Origin of the sequence: Aeromonas enteropelogenes, from assembly GCF_020097295.1 — a bacterium.
Lineage (GTDB): Bacteria > Pseudomonadota > Gammaproteobacteria > Enterobacterales > Aeromonadaceae > Aeromonas > Aeromonas enteropelogenes.
The window spans coordinates 1920020-1932275 of record NZ_CP083625.1 but is presented as its reverse complement, the minus strand read 5'-3'; the positions used below and the strand labels follow the sequence as shown (position 1 = coordinate 1932275).

Here is a 12256-nt window from a genome sequence, read left to right as displayed (position 1 = left end):
ACGGTAACCTCCCACTCCCAACCCACGGATGCAGATCCGTGGGTCATTTTTTCAGTGCATGGCCTTGGCCCGAGCCACCACGTTGGCGGGCATGCGGTTGCCAAGCTGCTTCAGCAGGCTCGCCGCCTTCTGGTGCAATGCCTTGTCGCCTATCACTGAGCCGTGCAACCAACGGTAGGCATCCTCGTAGTCAAGCGGACTACCCATCCCCTGCAGCAGCATCTCGACCCACTCGATCCTGGCCCGCAGAAAACCCTGGCTGGCCGCCTCGCGCATCAGGGTTTCGGCACGCACCAGATCCTTTTGCACCAGCGTCCCCTTCCAGTAGTAGCGACCCAGCTGTTCCAGCGCAGGCGCCAGTCCCTGATTGGCTGCCTCCCACATATATTGCACCCCGAGCTCGGCATTGGACTTGGTGCAAACTCCCCAGGCCAGCATATCGCCCCACAGGAACTGATAGGCCGGGATCTTCATCACCGAGGCCCGCGCCTCGATATCCTGGGTCAACTGACAGCGGTCCTGTTTGACCTGTTTGAGATGGCGCCCCTGTTCAATCCAGTTGAGCAGCTCGTCCTGGCGATAGAGAGGTACCGCCTGCAACTCGCCAACCAACAGTGGCGTCACGACAGGAGCCGGAGCCGGCGTCGCCTGTGGCAAGGGGGCGGCCGCTGAAGTAGGTGCAGCACTGCTTGTTGGCGCAGGCGGCAGGGGTTCTGCCGGCAACAACACGGGAGCACTCGGGGTCGCGGCGGAGGGAACAGGCGCGGCGGCACTCGCAGCAGGGGCCACGGCAGCAACAGCAGGCGTCTCGCTTGGCGCAGCAGCCGACACCGCCTCGGCGCCGTACAAGGGCGAGGTAAACAGAATGCTCAGAACAAGAAGCGTAAGGGGTTTCATCATAGGGATCTCCTGCTGCTCTCTGTTATCGGCCAAAATCCCGCTCCCCTTAGCCTGTCACCTTGCCCAATAAAACAAAAGGGAGCCGAAGCTCCCTTTGCGCGAGGATGAACCGCTTATTTGACGAAGTCGACACCCAGCTGGATATCGGCTTTCAGGGTAGCCAGCATGCCTTCCATCGCTTCCTGCTCGAAGGCACTCAGCTTGCCGTAGTCCAGCACAGTCTCGACACCGTTCTTGCCGAGCAGCACCGGCTGGGCGAAGAAGGTAGCGTGCTCGCCGTTGCCTTCTACATAGGCGCACTCGATGACGTTGGCTTCGCCCTTCAGACCCTTGATGAGCGACAGACCGAAACGGCAGGCAGCCTGGCCCATGGAGAGGGTTGCGGAGCCGCCACCCGCCTTGGCTTCTACCACTTCGGTACCGGCATTCTGGATACGCTTGGTCATGGCAGCCACTTCCTCGGCAGTGAAGGAAGCCCCTTCAACCTGGGAGAGCAGCGGCAGAATGGTCACACCACTGTGGCCACCGATCACGTTGACACGCACGTTGTCGACATTCAGGCCCTTGGCGGCGGCCACGAAGGTCTCGGCACGGATCACGTCCAGAGTGGTGACACCGAACAGGCGACGCTTGTCATAGACACCGGCTTTTTTCAGCACTTCGGCGGCGATGGCGACGGTAGTGTTGACCGGGTTGGTGATGATGCCGATCAGGGCTTTCGGGCAGGTCGCCGCACACTTCTCTACCAGATTCTTGACGATACCGGCGTTGATGTTGAACAGATCGGAGCGATCCATCCCCGGCTTGCGCGCCACACCGGCAGAGATCAGCACCACGTCGGCACCGGCCAGGGCGGGAGTCGGGTCTTCACCGCAGAAGCCCTTGATGGCCACGTCGGTGGGGATGTGGCTCAGATCAACGGCAACACCCGGGGTCACGGGAGCGATGTCATACAGGCTCAGTTCGGAACCGGCAGGCAGACGATTTTTCAACAGCAGAGCGAGGGCTTGACCGATGCCACCAGCGGCACCCAGAACGGCAACTTTCATGATCAACTCCATGTTTAAGCGTAGGTTTAAGGTTGTTTGTTGTTGTGCGCCCAACCTTAATGGATCCCCCCATAAAAAACAATCTGATAACAGTTGCAATAACGGGTTATGTGAACCAGAAGACAGGCGGCGAATAAAAATGGGGAAAAATGCGAAAAATTGGAGGGGAAGCACAGATTTCCTGCATCACCCCTCACCACAAAGAGGTAGATTGACTGGTTTCAGCTCTGGAAGGCGAGGGCTCGCCGTTCACACCAGCGAAAACCAATTGTTAACAATCCGTTCATGGTCAGGTAGAGGGCACCCGCGACGCCGAACACCGCCAGGGTGTCATAGGTCTGGGCGTTGAGACGCTGGGCCAGCCCCATGATGTCCATGATGGTGATGGTACTGGCCAGCGAACTGCCCTTGAGCACCAGGATCACCTCGTTGGAGTAGGCGGGCACCAGTCGCCGCGCCGCATGACGCACCTTCATCCACAGGGTCTGCCCCGCCGAAAACCCCAGCGCGCGGCACGCCTCCACCTCACCAGCCGGAATGGCGTCGAGTGCCCCCTTGAACAAGCGGGTCGAATAGGCAGCCGTGTTCAGGCCGAGTGCCAGCACGGCACAGAACCAGGGCTGCTTGAGCAATGGCCAGAGCGGACTCTGTTTAAGCCACTCGAACTGGCCGGGCCCGTAGTAGATGAGGAAGATCTGGATGAGCAACGGCGTGCCGGTGAAGATCAGCACCCACAGCTGCACCAACTGGGTCGCAAGCGGGATGCGCCGCTCCAGCACCCAGGTCATCAGCAGCGCCAGCGTGATACCGAGCAGCAGGCTGAACAGGGTCAGCTCCAGGGTGGTCAGCAGCCCCCCCAGCAGGGTGACGAGATACTCTTGCATCGATTAGCCTCCGTAGCGGCGGGTATAACGGGCCGCGAGGCCAAGGCCGTATTCGCTCACCAGGCTGATGGCCAGGTAGATGAGTGCGGCGGCAGCATACCAGGTGAAGGGTTGATAGGTGCTGGCCGACGCCATCTGGGCTTGGCGCATCATCTCGTTGACCCCGATGAGGGAGACCAGGGCCGTGTCTTTCAGCAGCACCAGCCACTGGTTGCCCAGCCCCGGCAGGGCGTGGCGCCAGGCCTGGGGCAGCACGATGCGAAAGAAGATGTGGCCCTTGCCAAGGCCCAGCGCCAGCGCCGCCAGCCGCTGCCCGGCGGGCACCGCATTGAGTGCCGCCCGCAGGGTCTGGGTCGCGTAGCTGGCGAACAGCAGAGAGAGCGCCAGCACGCCACAGGCGAACGGGCTGAACTCCACATACTCACCTGTGATGAGAAACAGCACCTGGGTCGAGCCGAAGTAGATGAAGAGCACCACCAGCAGCTCGGGCAGACCGCGTATCAGGGTGGTGAGCGTGGCCACCGGCCACACCAGCCAACGGAGCTTGCTGAGCTCGGCGGCGCTGAACGCCAGCGCCAGCACCATACCCCCGACCAGTGATGCCAAGGCCAGCCCGAGGGTCATCCAGGCTGCGTCCAACAACAGGCTCAACATGGCTTACTGGGCGAAGTACTTGTCGAAGATCTTCTGATAGGTGCCGTTGGCCTTGATGTCGGCCAGCCCCTTGTTCAGCTTGGTCAGCAGCTCCTGGTTGCCCTTGGCCACCGCGATGCCAAAGCCGGTACCGAAGTACTTGGCATCGGTCACAGGCTCACCGACCACGGCGTAGTCCTTGTGCTGCTTGAGCCAGTCGGCAGCGACTGCGGTATCGGCAAAGACCCCGTCGGTGCGGCCATTCATCATGTCGAGGAAGGCGCTCTGATAGCTGGCGTAAGGCACGGTGAGCAACCCCTTGCCGACCCAGTTGTCCACCAGATAAGACTGGTGGGAGGTGCCATTCTGCACGCCGATCGTCTTGTCCACCATCTCTTCCGGCTGCTTGAAGGCATCCTTCTTGGCCACGAATACCGCCGAGTTCTCGTAATAGATGTCGGAGAAGTCGACCTGAGCGGCCCGCTCCGGGGTCACGTCCATGGCGGCGATGGCGGCATCATAGCGGCGGAACTTGAGGCTGGGGATCAGGCTGTCGAAGGCCTGGTTGTGGAAGCTGCACTCCAGCTTGGCCTGGGCACAGATGGCGCGGGCCAGATCGATGTCAAACCCCTGGAACTCGTTCTTCTCGTCCAGATATTCGAACGGCGCATAGGTGGCCTCGGTAGCGAACTTGATCTCTTGCGCCAGCACCTGGGTGCTCAACAGCCCCATGGCGGCAACCAGCAACAGACTCTTTTTCATGACAGCTTCCTTATCGACTCAATATCAATGCATCAAGAATTCGGCAAACCGGCTGGTTTGCGGAGATTGGAAAATGGCGGCGCTACCTGACTCTATGATGCGCCCCTTCTCCAGATAGATCACCTGGCTGGCCACCTTGCGAGCGAATTCCACCTCGTGGGTCACCACCACCTGGGTAATGCCGGTCTGGCTCAGGTTGCGGATGATCTCGGCCACCTCCTTGGTGATCTCGGGATCGAGCGCCGCCGTCGGCTCGTCAAACAGCAGGACTTCCGGATCCATCATCAGGGTGCGGGCGATGGCCACCCGCTGCTGCTGACCACCGGAGAGACGGGCCGGCCAGGCATCGCGCTTGTCGGCCAGTTGCAGCTGGGCCAGCAGATAGGCCCCCTTCTCGATGGCCGCCGCCTTGCTCATGCCGAGCACCTTGACCGGAGCCTCAATGAGATTCTCCATGACCGTGAGGTGGGGCCACAGATTGTACTGCTGGAACACCATGCCCACCTTGCGCCGCAACAGTTGTGACTGGCGATTGAAGTCGGCGGCAGACAGAGTGCTCGGGAAAGAAAATTCACTCTCGCCAATGCGCAGCACACCGGCATCCGGCGTATCCAGCAGATTCATCATACGCAACAGGGAACTCTTGCCCGCGCCGCTCGGCCCCAGTAATACCAGGGTCTCGCCGGGAGCGGTCCGGAAACTGACCTGTTGCAACACCGGCACCTTGTGCCAGGATTTTTCGATACCGACTAATTCAATACCCATACAACCAAATTGAATAAATTTGCAAAATTTCGTCCTAATTCTACCCCTTATCAAGGCTCACGCAAGCCATTTTTGAATCAATATGCAGAACAAGCGCCGCTTCCTTGCAAAAATCGGCATATGAATGCAAAATGGCCGCGCTGTTCGTATCTGCCGCCTGCCCTCTCGCAGGCCGCTACACCTCCTCATTCGTGAGACCAAGATGAAACACAACGACAAGCAAGAAAAACTGGCCAAGGCCTTTAAAGCCTTGCTGAAAGAAGAGCGATTCGGCTCCCAGGCAGAAATCGTTACCGCCCTGCAAGAGCTGGGCTTCGAGAACATCAACCAGTCCAAGGTATCGCGCATGCTAAGCCGCTTCGGCGCCGTTCGCACCCGCAATGCCAAGATGGAGATGGTCTACTGCCTGCCGGTGGAACTGGGCGTGCCCACCACCTCCAGCCCGCTCAAGAACCTGGTGCTGGACGTCGACCACAACGGCGCCCTGGTGGTGATCCACACCAGTCCGGGTGCGGCCCAGCTGATCGCTCGTCTGCTCGACTCCCTCGGCAAGGCAGAAGGGATCCTCGGCACCATCGCCGGTGATGACACCATCTTCATCACCCCCACCAGCGATACCGACATCGAAGAGCTCTATCTCTCCGCCCTCGAGCTGTTCGAACAGACCCCTTAATCAGGCCTGACGACCCGACCTGAACGAAAAATCCCGGCCAAGGCCGGGATTTTTGTTATCTGCACTCTCTGCTGATTCGGGTTTGTTGCCAGCTCGGACTTAACGGCCCCGGGCCAGCAAAAAGTCGACCGATGGCGCGAAGAAGGCCGCCCCTGTCACCGCCCTGGTGAAGCGCAGCAGATGGTCGAAGTGGCTGCCCTCCCCCTTGTACATGCTGGCCAGCATGGCGTTGAAGTGCAACGGTGTGCGGCAGCAGGAGATGAAGTAGAGCCCCTGCTCGGTCATGGTGCCCCAGGGCATGCTCTGGCGCAGGATCTCCATGGACTCCCCCTTCGGAGTCTTGAGGTTGACCCGCTTGATGTGGGAGGTCAGCGGCTTGTCGGCCGACTCGTATTCGATGTTGTCGGCCTTGGTGCGACCGATGATGTCTTCCTGATCCTTCAGGGCCAGCTTCTCCCAGTCGCTCATGGCGTGTACCCAGCGCTGAACGTGAACGTAGGAGCCACCGGCAAATTCGCCACCGTCGATCAGCGCCACTTCGGCCCTGTGGTCATCCTGCGGGTTCTCGGTGCCGTCGACGAAACCGGTCAGATCGCGACAATCCAGATTACGGAAACCGCGCACCTCTTCGGCAAGCTCCACCAGCCCGGCCAGCAGCGCCATCACGCGCTGACCGGCGTGATGCAGCACATCGACCCGATCGGCACGCAGCTGGACGAACAAGTCAAACGGGGTATTGGGTGCCTCCTGACCATTGGCAGACTGGGCCATGAAGCCGCGGAACTGGGGAGGACGGGCAGCGGGATAGAGGTCATCCCAGGCATCGGCGCCGACGGCGACCAGACCGCTGAAACCGGCATCGGGAAAATCGGCGGCGACGGCCTCCCACAGGGCAGGCATCCTGGCCAGACGGGCAACCAGCTCGGCTGCATCACCGGTACGATTGAACATCAGATAGAGGGCATGCAGATTCGGCTCTGCACAGATCCCGGCTTGGGCTTTCATGTATCTCTCCCCTGTATGGGCAATGGGCATGGCGCGATTATAAACCGCTATCGGGTCAGTTCCTTGATTTCACAACGATATCAGGTCTGTCACGGCAATGGATCAAACAGCACCAGCGCATGGGGGGCAATGTTGACCCGCGCCCGCTCACCGGCGAGAGGTTCGCCTATGCTCGCCTCCAGCCGCTGCCCCTGGATGTCGAATATCACCCGGCAGTGGTGGCCGAGGAATTGCTGTTCCAGCACTTTCAACTCGCCACCGACCGCAGCCTCCAGCGACAGTTGCTGGGGCCTGAGCATCAGCTGCACCCGCTCGCCCACCGCCCGACCGTGGGGCTCGGTGCCGCACACCACGCCGAGTGCAGTCTGCACGCAGTGGCTGTCCACCACTTCGGCGGCCAGATAGTTGACCCCACCGAGAAACTCCGCCACGAAGCGGTTCTGCGGGCGGCGGTAGAGCTGCTCCGGCTGGCCCACCTGCTCGATATGACCGGCCCGGAACAGCGCCAGTCGATCGGCGAAGGCGAACGCCTCCTCCTTGCTGTGACTGACGAAGATGGCGCCGATCCCCTGCTGCTTGAGCAGGGCGCGGATCTCGAGGATCAGCTTCATCCTCACCTGGGTGTCGATGTTGGAGAAGGGTTCATCCAGCAACATCAGCCTGGGTTTGCACACCAGGGCGCGGGCGATGGCGACCCGCTGCTGTTGGCCACCGGAGAGCTGGTGCGGATAGCGATCCCCCAGCCCCTGCAGGTTGACCAGCGCCAGCGCCTCTTCCACCTGCTGCTGGCGAGCCGAACGATCGAGCCGGGTCAGCCCGAAGCCAACGTTGTCCGCCACCGTCAGATGGGGGAAGAGGGCGTAATCCTGGAAGATCATGCCGATGTTGCGCGCCTCGGGCGGCACACTCGCCCCCGGCCCGTCCAGCAGGGTGTCGCCCAGGCGGATCGCCCCCTCTGCCAGTGGCATCAGACCGGCGATGGCCTTGAGCAAGGTGGTCTTGCCACAACCGCTCGCCCCCAGCAGGCAGACGATCTCGTTGTCGGCCACCGTCAGGGACAGCTGTTCCAGCACATTGCGACCGTTGTAACGGCAGCTGACATTCTCAACCTGCAGGCAAGACACGACTTACATCCTCATATGCTTTTGACTCAAACCGGCCGTGGCCGGTCGACCATCCGCGCCAGTGCGGGGTGGCGCTGTTTATAACATGTTTTCGGGGTCAGTGGCCCGGGCCATCCAGGCTGCGGTTGACCCAGATGAGCGGCAACAGGCCCACCAGCACGATGACGATGGCGCCGAGCGCCCCCCGTTCCAGCATCTCGTCCGACACGAACTGGTAGACATGGGTCGCCAGGGTATCGAAGTTGAACGGCCGCAGCAGCAGGGCGGCGGGCAGCTCCTTCATGGATTCGATGAACACCAGCATGGCACCGGCAAACAGGCCGCGGCGCACCAGCGGCAGATGCACCCGCCGCAGCATGCCGCCATCTCCCTGTCCCAGGGAGCGGGCAGCCATGTCGAGGCTGGGGGAGATCTTGCCCATGCTGCTCTCCACCGAGCCGATGGCGATGGCCACGAAGCGCACCAGATAACCGAACACGATGGCGGTGAGGGTACCGGTCAGCAGCAGGCCCGGGCCCTGACGGCCGAGCCACTCGGCCAGATCGTTGATACCAAAATCGAGGGCCGTCAGCGGCACCAGCACGCCGATGGCGAGCACGGTGCCCGGCATGGCGTAGCCCATGGCCGCGATGCGCAGGGGCAGCAGGCTTTTGACTCCACCATCGAGGCGGCGGAAGAAGCCGAGCAGCAGGGCGATCCCCATGGCCAGCAGGGCGGTCAGCGCCGAGATGAACAGACTGTTGCCGGCAAAGCGGACAAACTCCGGCGTCCAGGAGAGTTCGAAGTAACGCACCCCATAATCCAGCAGGATAACGAACGGCAGGCCGAAACCGGCCAGCACCAGCCCCCAGCACCAGATCGCAGCCAACCAACGCCGCATCCCCTTGAGCGGGTAGCGCAGCGGCTGCTCGTGACCCATCGACTTCTGGAACACCTGCTGGCGCTGGCGGGAGCGACGCTCCAGCGCGATCAGCAGCACTACCGCCAGCAGCATCAGGCAGGAGAGCTTGGCGGCGGTAGCCAAACTGCCGTAGCCGAGCCAGGTGTCGTAGACCGCCGTGGTCAGGGTGTTGATGGCAAAGAAGTGGACGGTGGCAAAATCGGCCAGGGTCTCCATCGCTACCAGAGAGACGGCCACCATGATGGCCGGGCGCGCCAGCGGCAGGCTGAGGCGGCGAAAACTCTGCCAGGGGGTGCAGCCCAGCAGACGGCTGGAGTGAATGAGGCTGACCGACTGCTCCAGAAAGGAGGCGCGGGTCAGCAGATAAACGTAGGGAAACAGCACCAGCGCCAGCACCCAGGCGGCGCCACCGAGGGAGCGGATGGCCGGAAACCAGTAATCGGCGGGGGATTGCCAGTCAAACAGGGTGCGCAGCCCCGCCTGCAGCGGACCCGAGTAGTCGAGCAGATCCGTGTAGACATAAGCCACTATGTAGGAGGGCATAGCCATGGGCAGCATCAAGGCCCACTGCAGGGCACGGCGCCCCGGCACCTGACACATGGCCACCAGCCAGGCGGTGGGCACGCCGAACAGCAGGCTGAGCAGCACCACCCCGATAACCAGCCCCAGGGTATTGCCAAGATAAGCGGGAAGCACCGTATCGGCGAGATGGCGAAACAGATCTCCGTCAGCCGAGAAGGCGGAGAAGACGAGGGCAAGCACCGGCAAAGCCAGCAGCAGGGCGGTGGCCCAGCTGCCGGTAATCCATCCAAAATTTTTCATGTGTCCACAGATGTTGATGGGGCCGTTGGCCCCATCTGATTACAAGTCGAATTTCACTTCATCCAGCAGTTGCAAGGCGTCCTTGCGGTGCTTGGCGTAATCGCTGACCGGCATGGGGTCAGACTTGAAACTGCCCCAGGACTTGACCATGGCGGAAGGCTCGACGCCGGCCTTGACCGGATACTCGGCATTCACGTCAGCATACATGTGCTGGGCGGTGTCACCGGCCAGGAACTCCATCAGCTTCTGGGCAGCCTCTTTGTTCTTGGCATACTTGGTCATGGCCACGCCGCTCACGTTGACGTGGGCACCGCGATCCCCCTGGTTCGGGAAGTTGATATAGACAGCATCAGCCCAGGACTTCTGCGCCGGATCCTTCAGCATGGCGCCCAGGTAGTAGCTGTTGCCCAGGGAGACATCACAGATGCCATCCTTGATCGCCTTGACCTGATCCCGGTCGTTGCCCTGCGGCTTGCGAGCCAGGTTGGCCTTGACCCCTTCCAGCCAGGTTTTTGCATCCGCCATGCCGTGATGAGCGATCATGGAGGAGACCAGGGCCACATTGTACTCATGCTTGCCGCTGCGAGTACAAATTTTCCCTTTGAATTCAGGTTTTGCCAGATCTTCGTAGCTGATGGTGTCCAGCTTGCCGAGGCGCTCCTTGCTGGAATAGATGGCGCGCACGCGAGTGGTCAGGGCGAACCAGCGGTTCTCCGGATCACGATAGATGGAGGGGATGTTCTCCTGCAGGATCTTGCTGTCTACCGGCTGCACTAGGCCCTTGTCCACCAGATCGGTCAGCCGGCTGATGTCGACGGTCAGCATCAGATCCGCGGGGGAGAGCTTGCCTTCCCGCTCCAGACGCTCGTTCAGACCCTCTTTGGCGAACACCACATTGACCTTGATGCCCGACTCTTTCTCGAATTGCTGGATGATGGGCTTGATCAGCTCATCCTGGCGGTTGGAGTAGACATTCACTTCCCCTGCAGCAAAAGCCGATTGAGCCGCCAACGCAGAAAAAGCCAGTGCCAACATCTTCATTTTCATCATCCATTCCTTGAGGTAGTTAGAGTGAGAACTATTGCCGTTTGCATTCTGCATATTACCCACCCTGGAATCAAGGCCGACCAGATGTGTGGAGTCACATATTTAAATCAGGATGAATAATGCGGGCGAATCACTCTGCGGCGAACAAGCCTCCGTCCACAGGAGGCTTTCCAGCAACAAATCAGGAGAGAGGAAGAGGTGGCACACTCGCGTCCCCAGTGCCGCAACCTGGTGGTCGCGGTTGGGATGCGGGGCCGATGACCCCCTTGAGGCTCAATGGCCGTTGACCTCTATGGTCACATGCACCAGCTCTTCGTGGATGGCGAGCCGCTCGCGGATCTGCCCGGCTGGCAGAGGCGCCGCCATCAGCAGGGAGAGTACACAGGCATACTGCGCCTGCCCCACCCGCCACACGTGGAGATCGCGGATCTCGGTATCGGGCAGCTCTGCGATCACTTCGCGGATCTCCGCCACCACGGGGTCGTCCATCTCGGCGTCCAGCAGCACCCGCCCGGTCTGGCGCAGCAGCCCGACCGCCCAAACCCCCACCAGACCGGCCCCCACTATGCCCATCACGGGATCCAGCCAGTCGGCTCCCCACAACATGCCCCCCACCAGGGCCAGAATGGCCAGCACCGAGGTGGCAGCGTCCGCCAGCACATGGATATAGGCGGCGCGCAGGTTCAGATCACTATGACCGTGATGTTCATGGTGATCGTGGCCATGATGGGCGTGACCGTGGTGATCATGGCCGTGATGGTGATGGCCGTGGTCGTCCTTGAGCAGCCAGGCGCAGGCCAGGTTGACCAGCAGGCCCAGCAGGGCGATGGCGATCGCCTGCTGGTAGTGGATCTCGCTCGGGTGGAGCAGCCGCTCCCCCGACTCCACCAACATCAGCATGGCCACCCCCACCAGCATCAGGGCGCTGGTGAAGCCCCCCAGCACCTCAATTTTCCAGGTGCCGAAGCAGAAGCGGTGATCCCGCGCGAAGTGGCGCGCCGCCCGATAGGCCAGCACCGACAGCCCCAGCGCCAGGGCGTGGGAGCTCATGTGCCAGCCGTCGGCCAGCAAGGCCATGGAGTTGAACCACCAGCCGCCACCGATTTCGGCCACCATCATGATGACGGTGAGCAGCACGGCCCAGCGGGTCTTGCGTTCGGCGAGCGGATTCCCCTCGTGAATGACGGGTTGATAGCAGTGGGACGAGGCGAGGGGTGACATGGATTTCTCCTGATGCGGGACATGCCATATACTATACCCCAGTATAGTTTTATCGATCGAGGGGATCCTGATGTCACACACCATTCACGGCAAGAAGAAGCTGCTGACGCGGGTTCGCCGCATCAAGGGCCAGGCCAGCGCACTGGAGCATGCCCTGGAGCAGGAGAGCGACTGCGCCGCCATCCTGCAGCAGATCGCGGCCATTCGCGGCGCCGTCAACGGCCTGATGCTGGAGGTGCTGGAGGGCCATATGCGCGAGCATCTCGGCGCCGCAGAAGCCACTCCGGCCGAGCGCATGGAAGATCTCGACCAGGTGGTCAGCGTCCTGCGATCCTACCTGAAATAATCGGGAAGCCCCCGGCCCGCAAATGATCGCCTGAAGCCGCCATCCCCACGTGCGCCGGGCTTGAGCCCTCGCCCGCTTTACGCCATGATGACCGCCGATCATTGATCGCCATCATCTGGATTTT

The 12256-nt window shown here is 61.4% G+C and carries 13 protein-coding genes; 2 read left to right on the top strand and 11 right to left on the bottom strand.

Annotated features, from left to right (window positions below):
* Nucleotides 1–51: 51 nt before the first annotated feature.
* From LA321_RS09075 to LA321_RS09050, 6 genes are all read right to left on the bottom strand, one after another.
* Nucleotides 52–657: a tetratricopeptide repeat protein gene (locus LA321_RS09075; RefSeq protein ID WP_042070457.1), complete on the bottom strand. Its 606-nt coding sequence runs from the start codon at nucleotides 655–657 to the stop codon at nucleotides 52–54.
* A 356-nt stretch (nucleotides 658–1013) separates the two neighbouring features.
* Entirely contained in the window at nucleotides 1014–1949 is a 936-nt protein-coding gene (mdh, locus tag LA321_RS09070) for a malate dehydrogenase (protein ID WP_042070459.1), read from the bottom strand.
* 221 nt (nucleotides 1950–2170) lie between these two features.
* Nucleotides 2171–2833, bottom strand: coding sequence for an arginine ABC transporter permease ArtM (gene artM / locus LA321_RS09065; protein WP_042026678.1), 663 nt, complete (start codon nucleotides 2831–2833; stop codon nucleotides 2171–2173).
* A 3-nt stretch (nucleotides 2834–2836) separates the two neighbouring features.
* Nucleotides 2837–3487, bottom strand: coding sequence for an arginine ABC transporter permease ArtQ (artQ, locus tag LA321_RS09060; RefSeq protein WP_042070460.1), 651 nt, complete (start codon nucleotides 3485–3487; stop codon nucleotides 2837–2839).
* Between the two features lie 3 nt (nucleotides 3488–3490).
* Nucleotides 3491–4228 (bottom strand): transporter substrate-binding domain-containing protein, encoded by a 738-nt coding sequence (locus LA321_RS09055; protein WP_042070462.1) that lies wholly within the window; start codon nucleotides 4226–4228, stop codon nucleotides 3491–3493.
* A 24-nt stretch (nucleotides 4229–4252) separates the two neighbouring features.
* The gene (locus LA321_RS09050) at nucleotides 4253–4993 is read right to left on the bottom strand and encodes an ATP-binding cassette domain-containing protein (protein WP_042070463.1); all 741 of its coding nucleotides are present in this window, start codon (nucleotides 4991–4993) and stop codon (nucleotides 4253–4255) included.
* 202 nt (nucleotides 4994–5195) lie between these two features.
* Between LA321_RS09050 and argR the strand changes: the two genes are divergently transcribed.
* Complete coding sequence (gene argR, locus LA321_RS09045) at nucleotides 5196–5666, top strand: transcriptional regulator ArgR (RefSeq protein WP_005340378.1); 471 nt, start codon at nucleotides 5196–5198, stop codon at nucleotides 5664–5666.
* A gap of 99 nt (nucleotides 5667–5765) precedes the next feature.
* Here argR and LA321_RS09040 read toward each other — a convergent pair whose 3' ends face one another.
* From LA321_RS09040 to dmeF, 5 genes are all read right to left on the bottom strand, one after another.
* Nucleotides 5766–6671 carry a Dyp-type peroxidase gene (locus LA321_RS09040; RefSeq protein ID WP_042070465.1) on the bottom strand — a complete coding sequence of 302 codons (906 nt, stop codon included), beginning with the start codon at nucleotides 6669–6671 and terminating at the stop codon, nucleotides 5766–5768.
* Nucleotides 6672–6760: 89 nt separating this feature from the next.
* Nucleotides 6761–7795: an ABC transporter ATP-binding protein gene (locus LA321_RS09035; RefSeq protein ID WP_042070466.1), complete on the bottom strand. Its 1035-nt coding sequence runs from the start codon at nucleotides 7793–7795 to the stop codon at nucleotides 6761–6763.
* 97 nt (nucleotides 7796–7892) lie between these two features.
* Nucleotides 7893–9518, bottom strand: coding sequence for an ABC transporter permease (locus LA321_RS09030; protein WP_042070467.1), 1626 nt, complete (start codon nucleotides 9516–9518; stop codon nucleotides 7893–7895).
* Between the two features lie 39 nt (nucleotides 9519–9557).
* Nucleotides 9558–10565, bottom strand: a complete 1008-nt coding sequence (locus LA321_RS09025) for a Fe(3+) ABC transporter substrate-binding protein (protein WP_042026684.1) — start codon at nucleotides 10563–10565, stop codon at nucleotides 9558–9560.
* A gap of 273 nt (nucleotides 10566–10838) precedes the next feature.
* Nucleotides 10839–11786 carry a CDF family Co(II)/Ni(II) efflux transporter DmeF gene (gene dmeF, locus LA321_RS09020; RefSeq protein ID WP_042070469.1) on the bottom strand — a complete coding sequence of 316 codons (948 nt, stop codon included), beginning with the start codon at nucleotides 11784–11786 and terminating at the stop codon, nucleotides 10839–10841.
* 70 nt (nucleotides 11787–11856) lie between these two features.
* On the opposite strand from dmeF, the gene LA321_RS09015 reads away from it, so the two are divergent.
* Nucleotides 11857–12132 carry a metal/formaldehyde-sensitive transcriptional repressor gene (locus LA321_RS09015; protein WP_026456226.1) on the top strand — a complete coding sequence of 92 codons (276 nt, stop codon included), beginning with the start codon at nucleotides 11857–11859 and terminating at the stop codon, nucleotides 12130–12132.
* Nucleotides 12133–12256: the final 124 nt, after the last annotated feature.

Coding starts and splice junctions, on each gene's coding strand:
- mdh (WP_042070459.1), bottom strand. CDS start 1,949: ATGAAAGTTGCCGTTCTGGGTGCCGCTGGTGGCATCGGTCAAGCCCTC.
- artM (WP_042026678.1), bottom strand. CDS start 2,833: ATGCAAGAGTATCTCGTCACCCTGCTGGGGGGGCTGCTGACCACCCTG.
- artQ (WP_042070460.1), bottom strand. CDS start 3,487: ATGTTGAGCCTGTTGTTGGACGCAGCCTGGATGACCCTCGGGCTGGCC.
- LA321_RS09055 (WP_042070462.1), bottom strand. CDS start 4,228: ATGAAAAAGAGTCTGTTGCTGGTTGCCGCCATGGGGCTGTTGAGCACC.
- LA321_RS09050 (WP_042070463.1), bottom strand. CDS start 4,993: ATGGGTATTGAATTAGTCGGTATCGAAAAATCCTGGCACAAGGTGCCG.
- argR (WP_005340378.1), top strand. CDS start 5,196: ATGAAACACAACGACAAGCAAGAAAAACTGGCCAAGGCCTTTAAAGCC.
- LA321_RS09040 (WP_042070465.1), bottom strand. CDS start 6,671: ATGAAAGCCCAAGCCGGGATCTGTGCAGAGCCGAATCTGCATGCCCTC.
- LA321_RS09030 (WP_042070467.1), bottom strand. CDS start 9,518: ATGAAAAATTTTGGATGGATTACCGGCAGCTGGGCCACCGCCCTGCTG.
- LA321_RS09025 (WP_042026684.1), bottom strand. CDS start 10,565: ATGAAAATGAAGATGTTGGCACTGGCTTTTTCTGCGTTGGCGGCTCAA.
- dmeF (WP_042070469.1), bottom strand. CDS start 11,786: ATGTCACCCCTCGCCTCGTCCCACTGCTATCAACCCGTCATTCACGAG.
- LA321_RS09015 (WP_026456226.1), top strand. CDS start 11,857: ATGTCACACACCATTCACGGCAAGAAGAAGCTGCTGACGCGGGTTCGC.